22 protein-coding genes, 1 tRNA gene and 1 pseudogene are annotated in these 21,826 nt (G+C 72.2%); 10 read left to right on the top strand and 14 right to left on the bottom strand.

The genetic code is table 11. The features are described from left to right. Positions 1 to 57 precede the first annotated feature (57 nt). From BG482_RS31875 to BG482_RS31860, 4 genes are read right to left on the bottom strand one after another with little or no spacing between them, the layout of a single operon-like run. Positions 58 to 960, bottom strand: a complete 903-nt coding sequence (locus BG482_RS31875; protein WP_069772665.1) for a sugar phosphate isomerase/epimerase — start codon at positions 958 to 960, stop codon at positions 58 to 60. A 1-nt stretch (position 961) separates the two neighbouring features. Beyond that, complete coding sequence (locus BG482_RS31870; protein ID WP_069772691.1) at positions 962 to 1,882, bottom strand: ATP-binding cassette domain-containing protein; 921 nt, start codon at positions 1,880 to 1,882, stop codon at positions 962 to 964. Between the two features lie 5 nt (positions 1,883 to 1,887). Continuing rightward, positions 1,888 to 2,964 carry an ABC transporter permease gene (locus BG482_RS31865; protein WP_069772664.1) on the bottom strand — a complete coding sequence of 359 codons (1,077 nt, stop codon included), beginning with the start codon at positions 2,962 to 2,964 and terminating at the stop codon, positions 1,888 to 1,890. Next, complete coding sequence (locus BG482_RS31860; protein ID WP_069772663.1) at positions 2,964 to 3,983, bottom strand: substrate-binding domain-containing protein; 1,020 nt, start codon at positions 3,981 to 3,983, stop codon at positions 2,964 to 2,966. The genes BG482_RS31865 and BG482_RS31860 overlap by 1 nt, the downstream gene beginning before the upstream one ends. 515 nt (positions 3,984 to 4,498) lie before the next feature. On the opposite strand from BG482_RS31860, the gene BG482_RS31855 reads away from it, so the two are divergent. Next, complete coding sequence (locus BG482_RS31855) at positions 4,499 to 5,284, top strand: GntR family transcriptional regulator (protein ID WP_069772662.1); 786 nt, start codon at positions 4,499 to 4,501, stop codon at positions 5,282 to 5,284. 57 nt (positions 5,285 to 5,341) lie between these two features. Here the strand turns inward: BG482_RS31855 and BG482_RS31850 are convergent, their stop codons facing one another. The 6 genes and pseudogenes from BG482_RS31850 to BG482_RS31830 all read right to left on the bottom strand — a co-directional run bounded on the left by BG482_RS31850 (position 5,342) and on the right by BG482_RS31830 (position 10,239). Continuing rightward, positions 5,342 to 6,100, bottom strand: a complete 759-nt coding sequence (locus BG482_RS31850) for an SDR family NAD(P)-dependent oxidoreductase (protein WP_069772661.1) — start codon at positions 6,098 to 6,100, stop codon at positions 5,342 to 5,344. A gap of 2 nt (positions 6,101 to 6,102) precedes the next feature. Beyond that, positions 6,103 to 7,281, bottom strand: coding sequence for an acyl-CoA dehydrogenase family protein (locus BG482_RS31845; RefSeq protein ID WP_069772660.1), 1,179 nt, complete (start codon positions 7,279 to 7,281; stop codon positions 6,103 to 6,105). 147 nt (positions 7,282 to 7,428) lie between these two features. Then, complete coding sequence (locus tag BG482_RS31840; RefSeq protein ID WP_069772659.1) at positions 7,429 to 8,001, bottom strand: TetR/AcrR family transcriptional regulator; 573 nt, start codon at positions 7,999 to 8,001, stop codon at positions 7,429 to 7,431. Positions 8,002 to 8,048: 47 nt separating this feature from the next. Then, complete coding sequence (locus BG482_RS31835) at positions 8,049 to 9,035, bottom strand: aldo/keto reductase (RefSeq protein WP_069772658.1); 987 nt, start codon at positions 9,033 to 9,035, stop codon at positions 8,049 to 8,051. A gap of 550 nt (positions 9,036 to 9,585) precedes the next feature. Then, positions 9,586 to 9,819 (bottom strand): annotated as a pseudogene (locus tag BG482_RS41715) (peptidase M15); the annotation flags it as partial. 346 nt (positions 9,820 to 10,165) lie between these two features. After that, a tRNA-Pro gene (locus tag BG482_RS31830) sits at positions 10,166 to 10,239 on the bottom strand. A gap of 101 nt (positions 10,240 to 10,340) precedes the next feature. Between BG482_RS31830 and BG482_RS31825 the strand changes: the two genes are divergently transcribed. Then, entirely contained in the window at positions 10,341 to 10,871 is a 531-nt protein-coding gene (locus BG482_RS31825) for a DUF309 domain-containing protein (protein ID WP_069772657.1), read from the top strand. Between the two features lie 42 nt (positions 10,872 to 10,913). Continuing rightward, positions 10,914 to 11,687: a precorrin-6A synthase (deacetylating) gene (gene cobF / locus BG482_RS31820; RefSeq protein ID WP_069772656.1), complete on the top strand. Its 774-nt coding sequence runs from the start codon at positions 10,914 to 10,916 to the stop codon at positions 11,685 to 11,687. Positions 11,688 to 11,790: 103 nt separating this feature from the next. Here the strand turns inward: cobF and BG482_RS31815 are convergent, their stop codons facing one another. Together BG482_RS31815 and BG482_RS31810 are read right to left on the bottom strand one after the other, a co-directional pair. Beyond that, positions 11,791 to 12,564: a sulfite exporter TauE/SafE family protein gene (locus tag BG482_RS31815; RefSeq protein WP_069772655.1), complete on the bottom strand. Its 774-nt coding sequence runs from the start codon at positions 12,562 to 12,564 to the stop codon at positions 11,791 to 11,793. A 165-nt stretch (positions 12,565 to 12,729) separates the two neighbouring features. Then, complete coding sequence (locus BG482_RS31810) at positions 12,730 to 13,917, bottom strand: thiolase family protein (RefSeq protein WP_069772654.1); 1,188 nt, start codon at positions 13,915 to 13,917, stop codon at positions 12,730 to 12,732. Positions 13,918 to 14,018: 101 nt separating this feature from the next. Here BG482_RS31810 and BG482_RS31805 point away from each other — a divergent pair, with 101 nt between their 5' ends. The 4 genes from BG482_RS31805 to BG482_RS31790 are packed head-to-tail and all read left to right on the top strand — an operon-like array spanning position 14,019 to position 15,976. Then, positions 14,019 to 14,819 carry an alpha/beta hydrolase gene (locus BG482_RS31805; protein ID WP_069772653.1) on the top strand — a complete coding sequence of 267 codons (801 nt, stop codon included), beginning with the start codon at positions 14,019 to 14,021 and terminating at the stop codon, positions 14,817 to 14,819. A gap of 56 nt (positions 14,820 to 14,875) precedes the next feature. Beyond that, complete coding sequence (locus BG482_RS31800) at positions 14,876 to 15,133, top strand: WhiB family transcriptional regulator (RefSeq protein ID WP_069772690.1); 258 nt, start codon at positions 14,876 to 14,878, stop codon at positions 15,131 to 15,133. Next, positions 15,130 to 15,612 (top strand): Dps family protein, encoded by a 483-nt coding sequence (locus tag BG482_RS31795; RefSeq protein WP_069772652.1) that lies wholly within the window; start codon positions 15,130 to 15,132, stop codon positions 15,610 to 15,612. The genes BG482_RS31800 and BG482_RS31795 overlap by 4 nt, the downstream gene beginning before the upstream one ends. Before the next feature lie 31 nt (positions 15,613 to 15,643). After that, positions 15,644 to 15,976 (top strand): DUF3140 domain-containing protein, encoded by a 333-nt coding sequence (locus BG482_RS31790; protein WP_069772651.1) that lies wholly within the window; start codon positions 15,644 to 15,646, stop codon positions 15,974 to 15,976. A 66-nt stretch (positions 15,977 to 16,042) separates the two neighbouring features. Here the strand turns inward: BG482_RS31790 and BG482_RS31785 are convergent, their stop codons facing one another. Continuing rightward, the gene (locus tag BG482_RS31785; RefSeq protein WP_079142402.1) at positions 16,043 to 17,299 is read right to left on the bottom strand and encodes an amidohydrolase; all 1,257 of its coding nucleotides are present in this window, start codon (positions 17,297 to 17,299) and stop codon (positions 16,043 to 16,045) included. Positions 17,300 to 17,406: 107 nt separating this feature from the next. Next, positions 17,407 to 18,276, bottom strand: coding sequence for a Cof-type HAD-IIB family hydrolase (locus BG482_RS31780; RefSeq protein ID WP_069772650.1), 870 nt, complete (start codon positions 18,274 to 18,276; stop codon positions 17,407 to 17,409). Positions 18,277 to 18,346: 70 nt separating this feature from the next. On the opposite strand from BG482_RS31780, the gene BG482_RS31775 reads away from it, so the two are divergent. The 3 genes from BG482_RS31775 to BG482_RS31765 all read left to right on the top strand — a co-directional run bounded on the left by BG482_RS31775 (position 18,347) and on the right by BG482_RS31765 (position 21,815). Then, positions 18,347 to 19,195 carry an SAM-dependent methyltransferase gene (locus BG482_RS31775; protein WP_069772649.1) on the top strand — a complete coding sequence of 283 codons (849 nt, stop codon included), beginning with the start codon at positions 18,347 to 18,349 and terminating at the stop codon, positions 19,193 to 19,195. A 78-nt stretch (positions 19,196 to 19,273) separates the two neighbouring features. Then, positions 19,274 to 20,677 (top strand): glutamine synthetase family protein, encoded by a 1,404-nt coding sequence (locus BG482_RS31770; RefSeq protein ID WP_069772648.1) that lies wholly within the window; start codon positions 19,274 to 19,276, stop codon positions 20,675 to 20,677. 1 nt (position 20,678) lies between these two features. Further along, entirely contained in the window at positions 20,679 to 21,815 is a 1,137-nt protein-coding gene (locus tag BG482_RS31765; RefSeq protein WP_069772647.1) for an amidohydrolase family protein, read from the top strand. Positions 21,816 to 21,826: the final 11 nt, after the last annotated feature.

The following is a 21,826-nucleotide window of genomic DNA, read 5'->3' as shown; positions in this document are numbered from 1 at the left end:
GCGGGGGCACGCCGCCGCCTGTCGGCCACGGCGCGACGCTCCGCGACCTGCGGCCGCTCACGCCCCGCAGGAGCGCAGGAACTTGCGGGTGCGCACCGCGATGGGCAGCGGCTCGTCCGGCTCGCACGGGTACATGTCCTGCTCGACGATCGCGAACAGCTCGACGCCGAGCCGCTGCGCGGCGACGAGGACCGGCTCCAACTCCGGTATTCCGGAGGGAGGTTCGCACATCACTCCGCGTTGCACGGCGGGGCCGAACGGCAGTTGGTCGCGCACCACCTCGGCGAGGATCCCCGGGTCGACCTGCTTGAGGTGCAGATAGCCGATGCGCTCGCCGTAGCTCTCGATCAACTCGACGCTGTCGCCGCCGCAGTAGGCGTAGTGACCGGTGTCCAGGCAGAGGTTGACCAGTTCGCCGTCGGTGGAGTCCAGGAAGCGTTCGACGTGGTCCTCGGTGTCGAGGTGGGTGTCGGCGTGCGGGTGGACGACCAGGTCCAGTCCGTAGGCCTCCTTCACCTCGTGACCCAGGCGCTCCATGCCCTTGGTGAGGTGCGCCCACTGCTCGCCGGTCAGCTCCGGCGGCTCCAGGATCTCGGCCGTCTTGTCGTCGCGCCAGAAGGACGGGATGACGACGAGGTGCCTGGCGCCCATCGCCCGCGTGAGCGCGGCCACTTGGCTCACGTGCGCCCAGGTGGCCTCCCAGACGGAGGGCCCGCGGTGCAGGCCGGTGAAGACGGTGCCCGCCGACACCTTCAGGTTCCGCCGGTCCACCTCGTCGGTGAGACGGGCCGGGTCGGTCGGCAGGTAGCCGTAGGGTCCGAGTTCGATCCAGGAGTAGCCGGCCTCGGCGACCTCGTCCAGGAAGCGCTTCCAGGGCACCTGCCGGGGGTCGTCGGGGAACCACACGCCCCAGGAGTCGGGGGCGGACCCCACCCTGATGCGGTCCAGCGCTCCGGACATCTCAGGACTTCCCTTCGCCGGGGGCGGCCACCGGAGCGGTGAGGTCCTTCTCCTCCGGCAGCAGATCCACGTCCACGCCGCGGACCTGGGCCAACTCATGCTTCAGGGCGGCGAGTTCGGTGCCGCCTGCCATGTGGTTGGTGAGTTCTTCGAGGCTGACCTGGTCGCGGGAGGCGCTGAGCTCCATGGTGCCCAGGCGCAGCACGCTGAAATGGTCGCCGACCATGTAGGCGTGGTGGGGGTTGTGGGTGATGAAGATGACGCCGAGGCCGCGGTCGCGGGCGGCGGCGATGTACTTCAGGACCACGCCGGACTGCTTGACGCCGAGGGCGGCGGTGGGCTCGTCGAGGATGAGGACACGCGCGCCGAAGTAGACGGCGCGGGCGATCGCGACACACTGGCGCTGGCCGCCGGAGAGGGTGCCGATGGGCTGTTCCAGGTCGTCGAGGATGATGCCCATGTTGCGCAGTTCCTCGTCGGCGGTCCTCTTCATCCTGTCGATGTCGAGACGGCGCAGCGGCCAGGAGCCCTTGGTCATCTCCGAGCCGAGGAAGAAGTTCCTCCACACCGGCATCAGCGGGACGGTGGCCAGGTCCTGGTAGACGGTGGCGATCCCCTTGTCGAGGGCCTCACGGGGGGTGGAGAAGCGCACCGGCAGGCCGTCGACGAGGAACTCGCCCTCGGTGTGCTGGTGCAGCCCGGAGACGATCTTGATGAGGGTGGACTTGCCGGCGCCGTTGTCGCCGAGGACACAGGTCACCCGGCCCGGGTGGACGGTCAGGCTGACGCCGTGCAGGGCACGGATGTTGCCGTAGGACTTGCCCGCGTTGCGCAGTTCGACGATCGCCCCGTCGTCCACGCCCTCGGCGACGGTGTCCGCGATGACGGCCCCGTGGGCGCCGCTGTGGTTGCTGGATGTCATGGGGGTCACCTCCGGGTCGCCGTGCGGCTGACCCACAGATTGATCAGGACGGCGCCGAGGAGCATCACGCCGAGGAAGGCCTTGAACCAGTCGGGGTTCCAGCCGGCGTAGACGATGCCCTGCTGCACCATGCCGAACATGAACGCGCCGAAGACCGGGCCGATGGCCGAGCCGGCGCCGCCGGTCAGCAGACAGCCGCCGATGACGGCCGCCGAGATGTAGATCAGCTCCTGGCCGACGCCCTCGCCGGACTGCACGGTGTTGAAGGTGAACAGCTGGTGCATGCCGACGAACCAGGCGCCGAAGCCGACCAGCATGAACAGCGAGATCTTCGTGAACGTGACCGGCACGCCGACCGCCCGCGCGGACTCCTTGTTGCCGCCGACCGCGAAGATCCAGTTGCCGTACCTGGTGCGCAGCAGCACCCAGGTGGCCAGGGCCGCGAACACCAGCCAGTACACGATCGTGATCTTCACCTGGACGCCGCCGACCTCGAAGGACGAGGCGAAGATCTTCTTCGCCTGGCCGAAGCCGTCCATGTCGCTGATGTCGTCGGTCGCCACATTGGTGGTGACCAGCTTGGTGACGGCCAGATTCACGCCCTGCAGGATCAGGAACGTGCCCAGCGTGATCAGGAAGCTCGGCAGCCCGGTCCTGACCACCATCCACCCGTTGAAGAACCCGATCCCCAGGGAGACCAGGAGCGCCACGACGACGCCCACCCAGACGTTCATGGTGAGCTGGTAGCTGAGCATGCTCGCGGTGAGCGCCGAGGTGATCACCGCGACACCGGCCGACAGGTCGAACTCGCCGCCGATCATCAGCAGCGCGACCGGCAGCGCCATGATCCCGATGGTCGACGACTGGTAGAGGATGTTCGCCATCGCGCTGGCCTCGCGCACCGGCGGCGCCGAGATCAGGAAGAAGACGTACACCGCGACCGCACCGAGGAAGACGCCCACCTCGGGTCGGGCCAACAGGCGCAGCGCCAGGGGACGTTGCGCGGTCCGGCCGTCACTCTCCTTGCGGCCGGGGGCCGGCGGTGTTCCCACCGCCGGCTCGGCGTGGCGAGTCATGCTCATCACCGGGTGCCCTTCGCGGCGTATGCGGCCACCGCGTCGACGTTGGACTTGTCCACGAAGGCGGGACCGGTCAGCACCGGCTGCTCCCCGCCGCCCATGTAGTTGCCGTTGTTCTTGTACAGCCACAGCGAGTCGATCGCCAGGTAGCCCTGAAGGTAGGGCTGCTGGTCGACGGCCAGCTCGACGGTGCCCTTGCTGATGGCGCCGGTCAGGTCCTTGTTGAGGTCGAAGGTGGCGATCTTGGCCTTGCTGCCCGCGTCGGTGACCGACTGCGCGGCCGTCAGCGCGATGGGGGCGCCGAGCGTGACGACATGGTCGATGGCCTTGTCCTGGCTGAGCTTGGCGGTGATCGTCGACTTCACGGACGGCATGTCGGTGCCGTTGACGTAGAGGTTCTCGACGGAACCGGAGAACGTCTTCTTCACGCCGTCGCAGCGCTGGGTCAGGCCGATGTTGCCCTGCTCCTGGATGACGCAGACGACCTTCTTGGAGCCCAGCGAGTTCAGCTTGTTGCCGAGGGCCTGGCCCGCCACCGCCTCGTCCTGGCCGAAGAACTCCAGCAGGCCGAGCTTCTTCCATTCGCTCACACCGGAGTTGAGGCCCACCACGGGTATCTTCGCGCCCGTCGCCTTGGCTATGACGGCCTTGAGGGCGTCGGGCTTGGCGAGGGTGACCGCGATGCCGTCGACCTTCTGGTCGATCGCGTTCTGGATCAGGTTGGCCTGACCGCCCGCGCTCGGGTCGGCGGAGTACACCAGCTTCACGTTGTCCTTGTCCGCGGCGGCCTGGGCCCCCTTGCGGACGATGTCCCAGAAGGTGTCGCCGGGCGACTGGTGGGTCACCAGGGCGACCGTCATCTGCGGGGTGCTCGCCTTGCCCGCGGAAGCGCCGTCCGCGCTCTCCTCGGACTTCTTTCCGCCGGAGCTGCTGGAGCAGCCCGCGAGGGTCAGGGCCACCGCCGCGGCCATGGCGACGACCGGGGCGATTCTGCGCGAGCGGGAGGGAGAAGAGCTGTCCATCTTTCCTGCACCTCACTGTGCTACGGGGAAAACGACGGGGGAAGGGAGAGGGCGATCACGAGGATCCGGGACCCCGTTCTCCTCAGATTGGGGCCACGGGGCCGGGTCCGCGACTGTTCAGGTGTCCCGGACTCGGCCCGTGCGCTGCTGGGACGGGATCCAATCCCGTGTCAGGCCCCCTGTCAATACTTTGTTAAGACATCATTTCACGATCAGGTCCGAATGTTAGAACAAACCATTGACACCGGGGGTCCCGCGGACCTACACCTGGGAGTCGCCAGACACCCCGGTCGCCGTGAGGAGCCTCGCACATGGCCGAGCCGGTCCGACCACCGCATTCGATCACAAGGGGGCGCGTCAAGATCGATCACTACCCCCCGCGAAGGGACGTACCCCTCGCGCGAGCACGGCCGCGCGGGAGATTCCGTGGCGGGTCCGGCGTCGTCGTCGGGGCCGCCCCCGCCTGACACGCACCGCCCGCTCCCCCACCTCACCGAGACCGAGGAGGCGCCCCGATGGCGAAGACCGGCGACCGCCCCCGTGCGGTGCCCGGCTCGGCGGTCGACGCGCTGCACTTCGCGCTGGACCGCACCAGCCCCGTACCGCTCTACTACCAGCTCGCCCAGCAGCTGGAGGCGGCGATCGAGCATGGGGCCCTCACCCCCGGCAACCTTCTGGGCAACGAGATCGACCTGTCGACCCGCCTCGGTCTGTCCCGTCCGACGGTGCGCCAGGCGATCCAGTCGCTCGTCGACAAGGGGCTGCTGGTGCGCCGTCGCGGAGTGGGCACGCAGGTGGTGCACAGCCAGGTGAAGCGGCCGCTGGAGCTGAGCAGTCTCTACGACGATCTGGAGACGGCCGGACAGGGGCCCACCACGGACGTCGTGCGCAACGAACGCGTGCCGGCGAGCGCGGACGTCGCAGCCGCGCTGGGCATCCCGGAGGGCAGCGAGGTCACCGTGCTGGAGCGGCTGCGCGCCACGCACGGACAGCCCGTGGCGTTCCTGTGCAACTACCTGCCGCCGGCCCTGCTGGACCTCGACACCGCACGCCTGGAGTCGACCGGCCTGTACCGGCTGCTGCGCTCGGCGGGCATCACCCTGCACAGCGCCCGCCAGACCGTGGGCGCCCGCTCGGCCACCGCCGAGGAGGCCGCCCTGCTCGCGGAGAAGGAGGGGGCGGCCCTGCTGACCATGCAGCGCACGGCGTACGACGACACCGGCCGGCCGGTGGAGTACGGGACGCACATCTACCGCGCGTCCCGGTACGCCTTCGACTTCCAGCTGCTGGTCAGGCCCTAGGGGGCGGCCCCGGCCCGAGGAGCCGGCAACGGGCCGCCCGGAGCGACTTCCCGAGGGCTACCTGGGGGCCATCCGCAGCGCGCCGTCCATCCGGATGGTCTCGCCGTTGAGGTAGTCGTGATCGACGATCGACAGCGCGAGCTGCGCGTACTCCTCGGGACGGGCCAGCCGCCGCGGGAAGGGCACGCCGGCCGCGAGTCCGGCCCGGAACTCCTCCGACACGGTGGCCAGCATCGGCGTCTCCACGATGCCCGGGGCGATGGTGCACACCCGGATGCCGTACTGCGCGAGGTCGCGCGCGGCGGGCAGCGTCAGTCCCACGACCCCGCCCTTGGAGGACGCGTAGGCCGCCTGGCCGACCTGGCCGTCGTACGCGGCGATGGACGCGGTGTTGACGATGACACCCCGCTGGCCGTCCGCGTCGGCCTCGGTCCCGGCGATGGCCTCCGAGGCGACGGCGAGCACGTTGAAGGTGCCGATCAGGTTGATCTGGATCACCTTGGCGTACAGGCCCAGGTCGTGGACGCCCTTCTTGCCGAGGATCCGCGCCGACGGGCCGATGCCCGCGCAGTTGACCACCGTCCGCAGCGGGACGCCGGAGCCGGCCGCCGTCGCGACGGCGGCGCGCACCTGCTCGGGGTCGGTGACGTCGGCGGGGACATAGGTGACGCCGTCGACCTCGGGCGCCTTGTCGACGCCGTCCTTGAGGTCGAGGGCGAAGACCCGGGCGCCGCGCACGGCGAGGGCCTTCGCGGTGGCCGCGCCGAGGCCGGACGCACCGCCGGTGACGAGGGCGGCGGTGTTCTCGAGCTGCATCATCACTCCTTGCCGAGGACGGTGAGCACACCGCCCTCGTCGCGATCCAGCGCACGGGAGATGATCATGCGCTGGATCTGGTTGGTTCCTTCGAAGATCTGCATGACCTTGGCCTCGCGCATATAACGCTCCACCGGGAAGTCACGGGTGTACCCGTACCCCCCGAGGACCTGCACGGCGTCCGTGGTCACCTTCATGGCGTTGTCCGTGGCCACGAGTTTGGCGATGGACGCCTCCCGTGTGAAGGGCACGCCGATGTCCTTCAGGCGGGCGGCGGACAGCGCTGCGGCCCGCGCAGACTCGATCGCGGCGCTCATGTCGGCGAGGACGAACGCCAGGCCCTGGTGCTCGATGATCGGCTTGCCGAACGTCTCCCGCTCGCGGGCGTAGCGCACGGCGTGGTCCAGCGCGCCCTGGGCGAGCCCGGTGGCGACGGCCGAGATGCCGAGCCGGCCGCAGTCGAGGGAGGCGAGCGCGATCTTCAGGCCCTGCCCCTCCTCCCCGATCCGGCGGTCCACGGGCACCCGGACGTCGTCGAGCCGCATGGTCGCGGTCGCCGAGCCCGTCAGGCCCATCTTGCGCTCCGGCGGGTCGGCGCTCAGCCCGGGGGCGTCCGCCGGGATCAGGAAGCAGGAGATGCCGTGCGTGCGGTCGTCGGAGGTGCGGGCCATCACGGTGTAGAAGTCGGCGTAGCCGCCGTGGGTGGTCCAGGCCTTGGAGCCGTTCAGGACGTAGGAGTCGCCGTCGCGGACCGCGCGGGTGAGCATGGCCGCCGGGTCGGAGCCGGCGTGCGGCTCGGACAGGCAGTACGCGCCGAGGAGTTCACCGCCGAGCATGTCCGGCAGCCAATTGCGCCGCTGCTCGTCGGTGCCGAAGCGGGCCAGCGGGAAGCAGGACAGCGCGTGCACGGAGATGCCCACGGCGACGCTCGACCAGACGGCGGCCACCTCCTCCAGCACCTGGAGGTAGACCTCGTAGGGCTGCTCCGCGCCGCCGAACTCCTCGGCGAAGGGCAGCCCGAGCAGACCGCTGCGCCCGAGGGTGCGGAAGACGTCCCGGGGGAACGCCCCGTCCGCCTCCGCGTCGGCGACCCGGGGTGCGAGTTCCTTGGCGGCGAGGGTGCGCGTGAGCTGGATGAGCTCGACGGCTTCCTCGGTCGGCAGGGCGCGAGTGGCAGGCATGGTGACCTCCACGTAGAAGTGCTGACAGTACCGAGAATGATACTGGCGTGTGTACGAACGTATCATCAACAGTACGCCACGCGGGCGCTCCGCGGCACCCGCACAGGAGGGGAACGTGCGCGACCGGGGCGAACGGGCCGCCCGGCGTCAGGACGAGACGGCGTGCACGATCAGCGAGGCGAGCTGCTCGTACGCCTCCGCATCGGTCAGCCCGGTGCGCGCCTTGAGCTCGCCCTGCTGGATCTGGCGCATGGTCGCGGCGGCGACCTCGCCGACGAACGCGGTGTGCACCTCGCGGAAGGCGCCGTCCGAGACACCCTCGGCGATCAGCCGGCGCACCCGCTCCGCGGCCATCCGCGTGTTGGCCTCGTACACCTCGCGGGCGGGCGGGAAGTCCGCGACGTCCTGCAGGAACCGGCGCGAGAGCGGGCGCAGCTGTTCGGCGACGGCGCTCAGGTACACGCGGACCCGGTCCGAGGGGTCGACGGTCTGCCCCACCCGCTTCTCGACGGCCTCGGTCGCCCCGCGGAAGTAGTGCTTGACGGCCTCCACCACCAGCCCCTGCTTGCTGCGGGCCAGCTGGTAGAGGGTGGTCTTGGAGCAGCGCAGCCGCTCGGCGAGGTCGTCCAGGGTGAAGTCCGAGAACCCCTCCGCCGTCAGCAGCGCGACAAGTCGTTCCAGCAGCTCGGACTGTCGGGCGGTGCGGCGGGGGGACGGCATGATCCCAGCGTAGCCTCCCCGGTTACCGCTCGGTCACCCGCCGGACCTCAGTGCGCGGCGTCCAGCCGGGAGCGCTGTTCCCCGGTCAGTTCCAGGTCGACGGCGGCCAGGTTCTCCTCCAGTTGCGCCACCGACGACGCCCCGGCCAGCGGCACGACGGGCAGCTGTCCGCCCAACTGCCAGGCCAGCACGACCTGGTTGACGCTCGCACCGGTCTCCCGGGCGACGTCGCGCAGCACGGCCAGGCGGGCCGGGGTGCCCGGGTGGTCGTAGTCCGGCGGCAGCGGCCGGTCCGTGCGGGTGTACGCGCCCTTGAGCAGCGGCGAGTACGCGACGAGGGTCAGGCCGGGCTCCGCCCGCAGATAGCCGCGCAGCTCCGGGCCGGCGTGGCCGAGGCTGCCGTCCGGGAAGAGACCGTCGGGGATGTCGGTGCGCGGGCGCAGATAACTGTGCTGGTACTGGAGCACCTCATACCCGGGCAGGCCGGCCGCGGCGGCGAGGGCGCGGGCCCGCTCCACCCGCCAGACGGCCTGGTTGCTCACCCCGAGCAGTCCGACCGTGCCCTCGGCGACGAGCTCGGCGAAGGCTTCGACGGTCTCCCGCTGGGGCACGGCGTGGTCGTCGATGTGCGCGTAGAGCAGATCGAGGCGCTCGACGCCGAGCCGGTCGCGACTGCGTTCGGCGGCTTCGCGGATCACCTTCGCGGACAGGCCCTCGGGGTTGCCGACGTAGTCGGTGCCGGGCGCGAGCGGCCGGGCGCCGAGCTTGGTCGCGACGACGATCTCGCCGCCGACGCCCCGACTGCGCCGCCAGCGGCCGAGCAGTTCCTCACTCTGGCCGCCCTGGCCGCCGTCGGCCCAGAAGGCGTAGTTGTCGGACGTGTCGAGGAAGTTCCCGCCGGCCTCGACGTACCGGTCGAGTATCGCGAAGGACGTCTCCTCGTCGGTCGCCGACCCGAACAGCATCGTCCCGAGCGCGAGAACGCTGACCTCGCGGCGGGTGGCCGGGTCGGCCCCCAGGGTGCGGTACTTCATGACGGATCCTCCCGTTCGGCCGGGCGGCCCCGGCTCGTACGGGAGTCTTGCGCTTGAAGTGCGCTTCAGGGCAAGGGCGCTGGCGAAACCGACGGGCCCCGCGGTCGTGGCCCCCGGGCTACGAGCGCTCGGTTCCGGTGGCTGCTTCGCGCGTGCTCCTCCGGGACGCCGTGCGCAGAACACGGACCGACCGCACGGCCGCGAAACGCGCGGCGACCCGGTGCCGTGGACGAGACCGTACTGGAGCCCGCCCAGCGCCCTCACGTATGCGCCGAAGGTGAAGACACGTTCCGCGCCCGGGAGCGGATGCGTCCGGAGCGCCCCGGCGACGGACCCGATCGACGCGTACCGTTCCCCCGCGCTCCGGTAGGCCGGTCGGGTGGTCCGTCGTCGAGCACCGGATCGGCGAGCCGCGGGTGTTCGTGTCCTACGCCCACGACCATTGTCCGGGGTCGAGGCCCCGGCCGGGCCTCAGAGGCGTTCGGGCAGGCCCGACTCGGCCGGCGCCATGGACGACCCGAGCCGGGCCGACGCCGACGCCGTCGGCTTCTTGCCGCAGAACGCGGCCGTAGAAGCGGGTGTTGGTGGCGTCGGTCGGGGTGACGGTGGTCATCGCCTCCAGCATCCGCGGCGTCAGCGGCCTGCCCCGCATCAGCGCGGTCACGAAGGTGTTCAGGTACGCCGGGCTGGAGATGATGGCCCCGGCCGACTGCGCCCAGGAGACCGTCTGTTGAGTGGAGTCCACCAGCGGCGCGCCGACCTCGTCAGGGTGCAGACAGCCACGTGCAGGCAGCCGCGAGCATGCCCCGCTGGTCATGCAGGCGCACCGGAAAATTCCAAGATCCCCGACAGAGTCAGGTCAAGGGACGGCCGCTCCCGGCGTAGCGCGGGTCTCACCGGCTGTCCGGGTGATCGTCTCAACCGTCGTCGCCCCTGGGTGTTCGGCACCGGAACGTTGGACGGCGTCGGACTTCCGACCAGCGATTCCGCCGCTACCAGGCGCGCACCCTGACCGGCTCGAGGTGCGCTTCGGACCGGCCGGTGCACGGGTTTCCCACTGGTCCTCAGAAATGACCGAGAGGCTGTACCGGCAACCGCCGATACAGCCTCTGACCTGCGACTGTCTCCAGTCGGGACGACAGGATTTGAACCTGCGACCCCTTGACCCCCAGTCAAGTGCGCTACCAAGCTGCGCCACGTCCCGATGCGCTTTCCACGGCTGTTCGCCGTGCGACCGCGCGAACAGCACCTTACCCCACGTCGGGCACTGCGCCGAAAGCGGCCCGGGCGCGGGACAATCGTCGTATGGACCGTTGGGGCAGCACAGGAGGCACGAGCGGCGGCCGGGGCGCCATCGGGCGGGACCGGGACGGCGACGGGCGGGCGCGCAACGCCCGCCCGCGGGACGGGCTCGGACGGCCCCTGCCGTACGGCGCGGACGGGGTGGAGCGGCAGCCCGAGGGCGTCGTGCGCACCCCGCAGGAGACGGTCGCCCAGGCGCAGGCCCTGCTGGACGCCGGGAAGCCGTTCCACGCGCACGAGGTCTTCGAGGACGCCTGGAAGTCGGGCCCCGACGGCGAGCGCGCCCTGTGGCGCGGACTCGCCCAGCTCGCGGTGGGCCTCACGCACGCCGCCAGGGGCAACCTCGGGGGCGGGGGGCGGCTGCTGCGGCGCGGCGCGGCGGCCGTGCGGGAATGGGCCGCGGGCAGCGGCGAGGACCGGCCGTACGGGGTGGATCTCGCCGGGCTGGCACGCTGGGCGCAGGAGCTGGCGGAGTCGGTGGAGCGCTCCGGCGCGGCCGTGGACGCGAGGGCCGTGGCGCCTCGGTTGCGCTGACCCGGCACGGTCGTCGCGAGCGGGGTACGGCAGACTCGTGGCGTGCGAAGGATTCATGTCATCGGTATCGGCGCGGGCGACCCCGACCAGCTGACCCTGCAGGCGGTGCGGGCGCTGCGCGACACGGACGTGTTCTTCGTCCTGGACAAGGGCGAGGTGAAGAGCGACCTGACGCGACTGCGCCACGACATGCTGGACACGCACCTGTCCGAGGACGGCTACCGGGTGGTCGAGGCGCGGGACCCGGAGCGCGACCGCCGGGCCGGGGGCGCGGCCTACTCCCCCGCGGTCGGCGACTGGCGCAGCGCCCGCGCCGACATCTACGAGCGGCTGATCGCCGAGGAGCTCGGCGAGGGCGAGTGCGGCGCGTTCCTGGTGTGGGGCGACCCCGCGCTGTACGACAGCACGCTGGGCATCCTCCAGGAGGTCCTGGCGCGGGGCGCGGTGGCCTTCGAGTACGACGTGATCCCCGGGATCAGCAGTGTCTCGGCGCTCGTCGCGCGGCATCGCACCGGTCTGAACCGGGTCGCGCGGCCGGTGCAGATCACGACCGGCCGGCGGCTCGCCGAGGGCTTCCCCGAGGGGGTCGACGACGTCGTGGTGATGCTCGACGCCCACCAGACCTTCCGGCAGTACGCCGAGGACGACGTCGACATCTTCTGGGGGGCCTACATCGGCACCCCGGACGAGATCCTCGTCTCGGGTCCGATCGCCGAGGCCGGGCCCCGCATCGAGCGGCTGCGCGCCGAGGCCCGTGAGCGCAAGGGCTGGATCATGGACACGTATCTGCTGCGTCGCAACCCGGACCGGGAGTAGCGCCCGGATCGCCGACGTCCGGGGCCCGGCGGTAGGGCCTGGTGGCCCGGGACGTCGGCCGCCGTCGCGCGGGCGGCGGCCTGCGGGCGGCGGTCACCGGCTCCTAGCGCAGCAGGAGTTGCAGGCCGCCCACCACCGTCGCCGCGATCACCAGCTGTTCGAACAGCCGCTGGTCGATGCGGTGCACCGCCCATTTGCCCAGCAGCGCGCCGGGGACGACGAACGCGACGAGTGCGAGGTCCAGGAGCAGCGAGCGGCCGTCGATCAGGCCGAGCCCGGCGCTGAACGGCACCTTGGCGACGTTGACGATCAGGAAGAAGAAGGCGGAGGTGCCGAGGAAGCCGAGTTTGCGGAAGCCGGCCGAGAGCAGATACAGCGACATGACCGGGCCGCCCGCGTTGGCGACCATCGTGGTGAAGCCGCCGAGGACGCCGTAGGAGCGGGCCTTGATCCGGCCCGACCGGGTGGCCACGGCGTCGGGTTCGTCCGTCGCGTCGCTCGTGCGGCGCCGCCACACCGTGACGCCCGCCATCAGCAGCAGGATCGCGCCGATGGACGTGCGCACGACGCCGTCGTCGGCCCACACGAGGAACAGCGTGCCGAGGACCACGCCGGCCGCGACCGCCGGGAACAGCCGCCACAGCGTGGGCCAGTGGGCGTGCCGCCGGTAGGTGAGGACGGCCAGGACGTCGCCCGCGATCAGGATCGGCAGGAGGACGCCCGTGGAGGCCTTGGCGGGCAGGACCGCAGCGAAGATCGCCAGGCTGACCGTGTTGGCGCCGCTGACGGCCGTCTTGGAGAAGCCGACCAGCAGGGCCGCGAGGGCGAGCGCGGCGAACCCCCACCCGGTGATGTGCCACAACGTCATCATGTTCATGCGGAGGTAGATGCTACGCACATCCGGCTCCCGGCCCCCGGGCGTCTCGCCTGATGACCTCCCCGAGCCCGCCCGAGCCCGCCCGGCGCCTGCCCGGCAGCGGTCCGCCGTCGGCATCCGCCGGACGCCGGCCCGGCCCGCGTCGGCCGGCCGGCGTCCGCTTCGTCAGTGGCGTTCGACCAGGAGGGCGCTGCCCTGGCCGACGCCCACGCACATCGTGGCCAGGCCGCGTTCCGCTCCGGTGCGGCGCATGCGGTGCAGCAGGGTGGTGAGGATGCGGGCGCCCGAGCAGCCCAGCGGGTGGCCGAGGGCGATCGCGCCTCCGCTGGGGTTGATCCGGTCGGCGTCGATGCCGAGCTGGTCGACGCAGGCGAGCACCTGTGCGGCGAACGCCTCGTTGAACTCGGCCTCCTGGACGTCGTCGACGCTCCACTCGGCGCGGGCCAGCGCCTTGCGGGTGGCGGGGACCGGTCCGATGCCCATCACGTCGGGATGGACTCCGGCGGAGGCCCCGGCGACGTAGCGGCCGAGGGACTCGAGGCCCAGCTCGTTGAGCGCCTCCTCGCTGACGAGGAGCAGGCCCGCGGCTCCGTCGTTCATCGGGGAGGCGTTGCCGGCCGTGACCGTGCCGCCCTCCCGGAAGACGGGCCTGAGCCCGGCGAGCTTCTCGTAGGAGGTGTCCTCGCGGATGCCCTCGTCGGCGTCGACGACCACGCCGTCGGGACGCCGCACGGGCAGCAGTTCGTCGTCGAAGTGGCCGTCCTTGCGGGCGAGCGCGGCCAGCCGGTGACTGCGCAGGGCGAACGCGTCCTGACGTTCGCGCGCGATGCCGTACCGTGCGGCGACCTCCTCGGCCGTCTCCCCCATCGCGAGCAGCCCGTGCAGGTCCTTCATCGCGGGGTTGACCAGCCGCCAGCCGAGCCGGGTGTCGACGGTCTCCACGCGGTGCGGGAGCGCCTCGTCGGGGCGGGCCAGCACGAAGGGGGCCCGGCTCATCGACTCGGAGCCGCCCGCGAGCACGATGTCGGCCTCGCCCGCGGCGATGGTGCGGGCCGCGGTGGTGACGGCCTCCAGTCCGGAGGCGCACAGCCGGTTCACGGTGGCGCCGGGCACGGTCTCCGGCAGGCCGGCGAGGAGGGCGGCCATGCGGGCGACGTTGCGGTTGTCCTCGCCGGCCTGGTTGGCGGCGCCCCAGTAGACGTCGTCGATGCGGGCCGGATCGAGCGCGGGCACGTCGGCGACCAGACCGCGGATGACGGTCGCTGCGAGGTCGTCGGGCCGGACGGAGGACAGGGCTCCGCGCAGCCTTCCGACGGGGGTGCGGCGAGCGGCCGCGAAGTGGACGGGACGCACGAGCGGACTCCTTGGTTAGCACTGCTAGTTTTCGACTATAGACCGCGGCCCGGCCCCCTGGGAAGATCCTCGGAGACTTCGCCGACACAGCTGGAGGCGCGATGCCCCGACACGTCCTCACCGGGACCCGCGGCCCGATCGCCGTGCTGGAGCGGTCCGGCCCGCACCCCCGCTACCTCGCCCTCCTGGTGCACGGCTACGGCGAGCACTCCGGCCGCTACGCCGAACTCGCCGACGTCCTCGCCGCGCACGGCGCGGCCGTGTTCGCGCCCGACCATGCGGGGCACGGCAGATCGGCGGGCGAGCGCGTGGTGGTCGAGGACTTCGAGGACGTGGTCGACGACGTGCACAGCGCGGCCGAACTGGCCCGCTCCGCCCGCCCCGGCCTCCCCCTGGTCGTCGTCGGGCACTCGATGGGCGGCCTGATCGCAGCCCGGTACGCCCAGCGCCACGGCGCCCGGCTCGCCGCCCTCGTGCTGTCGGGACCGGTGATCGGCGTCTGGGAGCTGCCCGCCCGGCTGCTCGCGCACGAGGAGATCCCGGACGTTCCCGTCAGTCCCGCCGCCCTCTCCCGCGACCCGGCTGTCGGCGCGGCCTACGCGGCGGATCCGCTGGTCTGGCACGGGCCGATGAAACGGCCGACGCTGGAGGCCTTCGAGCGGACCCTGAAGACCGTCGCCGAGGAGGGGGACGTCGGCCCGCTGCCCGTGCTGTGGCTGCACGGCGGCGACGACCGGCTGGTCCCGCCGGCCGGCAGCCGCGTCGGCGTGGAGCGGCTGACCGCGGGCGCCCACACCGAGCGGATCTACCCGGGCGCCCGGCACGAGGTCTTCCAGGAGACGAACAGGGCCGAGGTGTTCGCGGACCTGACGCGGTTCCTGGACGGTGTCGTCCCGTCCTGAGGCGGAAAGGGCAAACCCGCTGTTTGCAGCGGTGCGCCCGGGGCACCCGCGCCCTCATGGAGTGGTTGCGCGCTGCCGCCTGTGTGGGCGAGGACCCCGAGATGTTCTTCCCCGTGGGCACCACCGGGCCGGCGCTGCGGGAGGCCGCAGAGGCCAAACGCGTGTGCGCCCGGTGTCCGGTCTCCGCCGCATGCCTGTCCCACGCCCTGGACACCGCACCGACGTCAGGGGTGTGGGGAGGCACCGGCGAGGACGAGCGCGCGGAGCTGCTCCGTGCCGCCAGGCATGACGCGAAGAGGAGGAGTCCCGTATGACTGTCGTGAAGAGCCCGCTGCCCGAACCCGCCCGCCAGGTCACCTTCGACGCGTTGCAGACCACCCTCGTGGACCTTCTGGGCCTTTCCCTGATCGGGAAGCAGGCGCACTGGAACATCGTGGGCCCGCGCTTCCGCTCGATCCACCTCCAGCTGGACGAGGTCGTCACCACCGCCCGCGGCTTCGCGGACACGGTCGCCGAGCGCGCCGCCGCGCTGGGACTGCCCCCGGACGGCCGCCCGGAGACGATCGCCTCCGCCTTCACCCTGCCCGCCCCGAAGGACGGCTGGCTGCGCGACGAGGACGTCGTCACGGTGATCGCGGAGACCCTGGGAGCGGCCATCACCCGGCTGCGCGAGCGGATCACGGCGACCGACGAGGCCGACCCGGTCACCCAGGACCTGCTGATCACCATCACCGCCGAGCTGGAGAAGCAGCGCTGGATGTTCGAGGCGGAGAACTGGACGCAGGAGAAGTGACGCGCCCGGACCGAGCGGGAGGGAGGCCTGCATGATCGACGCCCTGGAACTGGACGCGCTGTGGGAGGACTTCCACCGCGCCGTGAACATGACCTCGCAGGAGCTGGCCGCATGGCTGCGGGTACGCGACGCCGACGAGAACGCGGAGCCGCTGCCCGAGCAGGCGGGCAGCCCGACCGGGCAGCATGTCCTCGCGATCCTGCAGAAGCGGCGCACCGACCTGACCGACGACGACGTCCAGGTCATGTACCGGGTCGTGGACACCGTCGCCGAACAGGCGGACGCGGAGAACGAGCCCGAGGCGGAGGAGACGCGCCGCCGCCACCGCCTGATGACGATCGGCCACGACCCGCTCAGGCCGTAGCCCCGGTCGCTCGGGCCGCAGGCCCGGGTCCCGCCCCGCCGCCTCGCGGGCGGCCCCGCGGGCGCCTCAGACGGCGAGCCGGGACAGTGCCGCCGACACCAGTGTGCGGACGCCCGGGCCCAGCACCGACAGGTCCGGTGCGAACAACGGGCTGTGGTTTCCCGGCACTGCGGCCACCTTCTCCTTCAGATCCTCCCCCGGCGCCGTCTCCCAGACGGCCGCCGGGGTCGAGGTGACGTACCAGTAGTCGTACGGCACGCCCTGCGGTGCGAGGAGGGAGAAGTCCTCGCTGCCCAACGCCTGACCGAAGTCGAACACCGTTCCCGCGCCGAAGAGTTCACCGTGCACAGCGGCGATCTCACCGTCCAGGGAAGCGTCGTTGACGGTGTTCGGGCAACCGGGCAGCACGGTCACCTCCGGCGGGAGCGGGCAGTCGGCGGCGGCGCACTCCGCCTCCACCACCCGCCGGATCGCGGCGAGGACGCGCTCGCGCACCAGGACGTCCTGAGTGCGCACGTTCAGCCCGAGCCGCGCCTCGGCGGGGATGATGTTGGACGTCGTCCCGGCGTGGAACCGCCCCACGGTGAGCACCACAGCCTCGTTCGCCGCGATCTCGCGCGAGACGACGCTCTGCAGCCGGGTCACGACGTAGGCGGCCGTCACGACCGGATCGACGGTCGACTCGGGCCGCGAGCCGTGCCCGCCCACACCGTGCACGACGACGTCGACGTCGTCCGAGGCGGACAGGGTCAGTCCGGGAGTGTGCGGATAGAACCCGGCGAGCCCCGGCGCCACGTGCTGGCCGAACAGCACGTCGGGGCGGGGGAAACGGTCGTGGACCCCGTCCGCGACCATCGCCGCCGCGCCGCCCCCGGCCTCCTCCGCGGGCTGGCCGACCACGACGAGCGTCCCGGCCCACGTCTCGCGGGCGGCGGCGAGCGCCTCCGCGGCGGCCGCCAGCCAGGTCACGTGCAGATCGTGGCCGCAGGCGTGCATCACGCCCTCGACACCCGAGGCGTAGGACAGGCCGGTCGCCTCGCGCACCGGGAGCGCGTCCATGTCGCCGCGCAGCCACACCACCGGCCCCTCGCCGTTCACGAGAACCCCGACCACGCCCGTCCGCGCCACGCCGTCAGTCACCTCGTACCCGGCCGCCCGCAGCCGACCGGCGAGTTTCGCGGCGGTGCGGTGCTCCCTGAAGGACAGCTCCGGGTGGCGGTGCAGGTCCTGGTAGAAGTCCGCCAGCGCCCCGGGCAGTTCACCGGGGTCGAGCCCCGGGGTGATCTCCCGGGTCAGACGGGCGACGACGGCCGCTTCGCGCATGGCGCTCCCCTCTCCTGCACTGCACTGCCCTGCACTGCCCTGCCCTGCCCTGCCCTGCAGCCTAGGACGAACGGCCGGGGTGCGGAGCCGGTCTCCGGCCGTTCGGGTCAGACCCCGGCCACCGGCAGGTCGAGCAGGCGGACGACGGTGCGCAACACGCCGTTGTCGTTGTTGGACGGGGCCAGATGACGGGCCCGGCGGACGACCTCCGGGTGGGCGCCCGTCATCGCGAAGGACCACTCGGCGGCGTCCAGCATCTCCAGGTCGTTGAGGTAGTCGCCGAAGACCATGGTCTGTGCGGGGGTGATGCCCAGCTCCCGCTGGAGCCGGCGCAGGGCCGCGCCCTTGTGGGCGGTGCGGTTCATGACGTCGACCCAGTGCTCGCCGGAGACCACGACCTGATGGGTGTCGGCGAAGGACGCCAGCGCCGGCGCGGTGCGCTCCTCGGCGGAGCCGAAGTCGAACAGGGCGACCTTGACGATCTCGTCGTCGACGGCGGCGACGTCCTCGACGACCCGGTGGCGGACGTAGTACCTGGCCACCTCGGCCAGGAACGGCTCGTCGGAGCGTTCGACGTACGCCGACCGCTTCCCGCAGACGACGGCACCCATGTCGACGCCGTCGGCCGTGAGCCGCCGCGCCACCGCCACGACCCGCGCGACCACGTCCGGGTCCACGGGGTCGGAGCTCAGCTCCCGGCCGTCGCGGACCACGTAGGCGCCGTTCTCCGCGATGAACACCATACCGTCGGCCACATCCGCGAACTCCCTGGCCAGGGACGCGTACTGGCGTCCGCTCGCCGGGCTGAACAGCACCCCGCGCTCGCGCAGCCGCTCCAGCACCTCCCACAGGCCCGCAGGGATCCGCTTGTCGTCGTCGAGCAGGGTGCCGTCCATATCGGTGACGACCAGGCGTATGTCGGCGCCGTCGGCCGACGGCTCGGGCGCGGTCGGACCGGGGACGTGGGTGTAGGGCATGTCGTGCTTCCTGTACGGGATCAGCGGTTTTTCACCCTACCGGGGACAGCGGTGATCATCCGGCGGCACAATGACGGCCTGGGGCCCGCGACACGGGCCGGGACGTGGGACGGGAAGGGGCGGTCACGTGAGCGGGCCGGCACGGCTGGACACCAGCGTGGCGCACAACGCGCGGGTGTGGAACTACTGGATCGGCGGCAAGGACAACTACGAGGTCGACCGCGGGGTCGGCGAGCACGTCGCGGGGATGTTCCCGCTCATCCGGGAGATCGCCCGCGCGGACCGCTGGTTCCTGGGGCAGGCGGTCCGCCACCTCGCCGAGGAACGCGGGGTGCGGCAGTTCCTCGACATCGGCACCGGACTGCCGACGGCCGACAACACCCACGAGATCGCGCAGCGCGTCGCGCCCGACGCGCGGATCGTCTACGTCGACAACGATCCCATCGTGCTGGCGCACGCCCGCACCCTGCTGACCGGCACCGCCGAGGGCGTCACCGACTACATCGACGCCGACGTGCACGACCCGGCCGCGATCCTCGAACGCGCGGCGGGCACCCTGGACTTCACCCGCCCCGTCGCGGTGATGATGCTGGGCATCCTGAACTTCGTCCTGGACGTGGAGGCGGCCCGCGACATCGTCCGCAAGGTCATGGCCGACGTCCCCTCCGGGAGCTTCCTGGTCCTGACGCACCCGACCCACGACAGCGAGGTGGGCGGCGAGGGCCAGATCCCGGCGATGAGGTTCTGGAACGAGAACGCCAAGCCGCCGATCACCGCCCGCAGCGGCGCGGAGATCGCCGCGTTCTTCGACGGCCTGGAGCTGCTGGAACCGGGCCTGGTGTCGTGTTCGCGCTGGCGCGGGGAGGCCGACTCCCTCGCGGTGGTGCCGCAGTACGGCGCGGTGGCCGTGAAACCCTGACGCACGTCCGGCACGCGCTCCCGCCCGTCCGGCCCGCCGGGCCCCGGGGCGCACCGATCGCACCGCTGTGGAGGACGTATGACCACCCTCGCCGATCCCGTGCCCGGCGGGCGTCCCGGAGACGTCGAGCGGGCGGGCGCGCTGTCCGGGGAGCTGACCGGGAGAGGCGTCCACGGAATCGTCCTGGCCTACGTCGACACCGCGGGCATCGCCAGGGTGAAGACGGTCCCCACGGCCGCCCTGCCCTCGGCGGCGGCCTGGGGCGTCGGGATGTCGCCGGTGTTCGACACGTTCCTCGCGAACGACACCGTCGTCGCCACGGACGTCCTGGGCTCCCCGGACGGCGACCTGCGCCTCTACCCGGACCTGGACCGGCTGGTGGTCCTGGCGGGCCAGCCGGGCTGGGCCTGGGCGCCGGTCGACCGCGTCACGCAGGACGGCGAACGGCATCCCGGATGCTCCCGCACCTTCCTGCGGCGCGTCGTCGCGGACGCGTCCCGCGAGCAGGGTCTGCACTTCAAGGCGGCTTTCGAGATCGAGTGGGCGGTCGGCCTGGACCCCGCGCCCGACGGGGAGTTCGTCCCGGCCACCACGGGCCCGGCGTACGGCGCGTCCCGGCAGGTCGAGCTGAGCGAGTACACCGCCGAGCTGCTGGCCGCCTGCGCGGCACAGGGCGTCGACGTCGACCAGATCCACCCCGAGTACGCGCCCGGCCAGTTCGAGATCTCGGTGGGCGCCCTGGACCCGGTGGCGGCGGCCGACCGCAGCGTGCTCGTCCGCCAGACGATCCGCGCGGTGGCCCGTCGGCACGGTCTGCGGGTCTCCTTCTCCCCCGCGGTCGTCGCCCACGGCGTCGGCAACGGCGGACACGTCCATCTCTCCGCCTGGCGCGACGGCGTGAACCTGCACACGGGCGGCGAGCGACGGCACGGCATGACCGCCGCCGCGGAGGCCTTCGCGGCGGGCGTCCTGGCCCGGCTGCCCGCTCTCACCGCGGTGACCGCGCCGAGCCCGGCGAGCTTCCTGCGCCTCAGACCCTCCCAGTGGGCGGGCGCGTTCACCGCCTGGGGCCTGGAGACCCGCGAGTGCGCCCTGCGTCTGGTCCGGGGCACCGCGGGCCGGCGCGCGCAGCAGGCGAACCTGGAGGTCAAGCCGGTCGATCTGGCCGCCAACCCCTACCTCGCCCTCGGCTGCCTGATCGCCGCGGGGCTGGCCGGGCTGACGTCGGACGCCGCCCTGCCCGAGGAGACACGAGGGGATCCGGTCCGGCTCGACGCCGAGGAGGCCGCCGAGCGGGGCGTGCGGCGGCTGCCGACCTCGCTCTCCGAGGCGGTCGCCGCCTTCCGCGGGGACGAGGTGCTGCGGGCCGCGCTCGGGCCGGTCCTCGCCGACGCGGTGACGGCCGTGCGGCAGGGCGAGATCGAAGCCGTCGACGGCCTCGACGACGAGCAGGTGGCGGCGGCCTACCGCTGGAAGTACTGACATGGCCGGCGGAGCGGTCCACGAGGCGCTGGCCGGGCTGGAGCTGGTGGACCACCACTGCCACGGCGTCGTCGTCGACCCCCTGGACCGGCCCGGGTTCGAGGCCCTGCTCACCGAGGGCGACCGCTGGCCCGGCGTGTCGACCTTCGACACCCCGGTGGGCGTGGCCGTGCGCCGGCACTGCGCGCCCCTGCTCGACCTGGAGCGGCACGCCCCCGCCGACGTCTACGTGACCCGGCGCGCGGAACTCGGTCCCCGGGAGGTGAACCGGCGGTTCCTCACGGCCGCCCGCACGGGCGTGTTCTGCGTCGACACCGGGTTCGCCCCGCACCGCGTCACCACCGTGGCGGAGCTGGCCGGGGCCGCCGGCGGGGCGGTCGCCCACGAGGTCGTACGACTGGAGTCGGTCGCCGAGGCCGTCGCCGAGCGGGGCGTCGACGCCGGCGGATACGCCGACGCGTTCCGGGCGGCCGCACTGGACGCGGTCCGGCGGCCGGGAGTGATCGCGGTGAAGTCGGTGGCCGCCTACCGCACGGGTTTCGACCTCGACCCGGCCCGCCCCTCGGACGACGAGGTCGCCCGGGCCGCACGGCGCTGGCTGGCGCGCGGCGGACGGCTGGACGAACCGGTGCTGATGCGGCACCTGCTGTGGACCGCCGTCGACCTGGGGCTGCCGCTGCAACTGCACACCGGCTTCGGCGACCACGACATCCGCCTGCACCGGGTGGACCCCACGCATCTCACGGACTGGCTGCACCTCATTGCGGGCACGATCCCGGTGCTGCTCCTGCACTGCTGGCCCTACCAGCGGCAGGCCGGTTTCCTGGCCGCGGTGTTCGAGCAGGTGTATCTGGACGTGGGGCTCACCCTGCACCACGTCGGTCCCGTGCGAGCGCGGGCGGTCCTGGAGGAGGCGCTGGAGATCACACCGTTCCGCAAACTGCTGTACAGCTCCGACGCGTATGGTCTGGCCGAGTTCTACGGGCTCGGCGCGCTGGCGTTCCGCAGGGGCCTGGGCGAGTTGCTCCAGGACCGGGTGGACGCCGACGAACTGGGCCTGCCCGACGCGCTGCGCCTGGCCCGCTGGGCCGCAGCCGACAACGCCCGCCGGGTCTACCGGCTTCCCGACGGACACTGAAAGTATGATCA

It is taken from the genome of Streptomyces sp. LUP30, assembly GCF_001746365.1.
GTDB lineage: Bacteria > Actinomycetota > Actinomycetes > Streptomycetales > Streptomycetaceae > Streptomyces.
Note: the sequence above shows the minus strand (reverse complement) of the source record. Positions and strands in the feature narration are given on the sequence as shown.

Coding starts and splice junctions, on each gene's coding strand:
- BG482_RS31845 (WP_069772660.1), bottom strand. CDS start 7,281: ATGCCTGCCACTCGCGCCCTGCCGACCGAGGAAGCCGTCGAGCTCATC.
- BG482_RS31835 (WP_069772658.1), bottom strand. CDS start 9,035: ATGAAGTACCGCACCCTGGGGGCCGACCCGGCCACCCGCCGCGAGGTC.
- BG482_RS31765 (WP_069772647.1), top strand. CDS start 20,679: ATGGCCGGCGGAGCGGTCCACGAGGCGCTGGCCGGGCTGGAGCTGGTG.
- BG482_RS31800 (WP_069772690.1), top strand. CDS start 14,876: ATGGAGTGGTTGCGCGCTGCCGCCTGTGTGGGCGAGGACCCCGAGATG.
- BG482_RS31840 (WP_069772659.1), bottom strand. CDS start 8,001: ATGCCGTCCCCCCGCCGCACCGCCCGACAGTCCGAGCTGCTGGAACGA.
- BG482_RS31825 (WP_069772657.1), top strand. CDS start 10,341: ATGGACCGTTGGGGCAGCACAGGAGGCACGAGCGGCGGCCGGGGCGCC.
- BG482_RS31770 (WP_069772648.1), top strand. CDS start 19,274: ATGACCACCCTCGCCGATCCCGTGCCCGGCGGGCGTCCCGGAGACGTC.
- BG482_RS31865 (WP_069772664.1), bottom strand. CDS start 2,964: ATGAGCATGACTCGCCACGCCGAGCCGGCGGTGGGAACACCGCCGGCC.
- BG482_RS31815 (WP_069772655.1), bottom strand. CDS start 12,564: ATGAACATGATGACGTTGTGGCACATCACCGGGTGGGGGTTCGCCGCG.
- BG482_RS31805 (WP_069772653.1), top strand. CDS start 14,019: ATGCCCCGACACGTCCTCACCGGGACCCGCGGCCCGATCGCCGTGCTG.
- BG482_RS31870 (WP_069772691.1), bottom strand. CDS start 1,882: ATGACATCCAGCAACCACAGCGGCGCCCACGGGGCCGTCATCGCGGAC.
- BG482_RS31795 (WP_069772652.1), top strand. CDS start 15,130: ATGACTGTCGTGAAGAGCCCGCTGCCCGAACCCGCCCGCCAGGTCACC.
- BG482_RS31780 (WP_069772650.1), bottom strand. CDS start 18,276: ATGCCCTACACCCACGTCCCCGGTCCGACCGCGCCCGAGCCGTCGGCC.
- BG482_RS31860 (WP_069772663.1), bottom strand. CDS start 3,983: ATGGACAGCTCTTCTCCCTCCCGCTCGCGCAGAATCGCCCCGGTCGTC.
- BG482_RS31855 (WP_069772662.1), top strand. CDS start 4,499: ATGGCGAAGACCGGCGACCGCCCCCGTGCGGTGCCCGGCTCGGCGGTC.
- BG482_RS31775 (WP_069772649.1), top strand. CDS start 18,347: ATGACGGCCTGGGGCCCGCGACACGGGCCGGGACGTGGGACGGGAAGG.
- BG482_RS31850 (WP_069772661.1), bottom strand. CDS start 6,100: ATGCAGCTCGAGAACACCGCCGCCCTCGTCACCGGCGGTGCGTCCGGC.
- BG482_RS31785 (WP_079142402.1), bottom strand. CDS start 17,299: ATGCGCGAAGCGGCCGTCGTCGCCCGTCTGACCCGGGAGATCACCCCG.
- BG482_RS31875 (WP_069772665.1), bottom strand. CDS start 960: ATGTCCGGAGCGCTGGACCGCATCAGGGTGGGGTCCGCCCCCGACTCC.
- BG482_RS31790 (WP_069772651.1), top strand. CDS start 15,644: ATGATCGACGCCCTGGAACTGGACGCGCTGTGGGAGGACTTCCACCGC.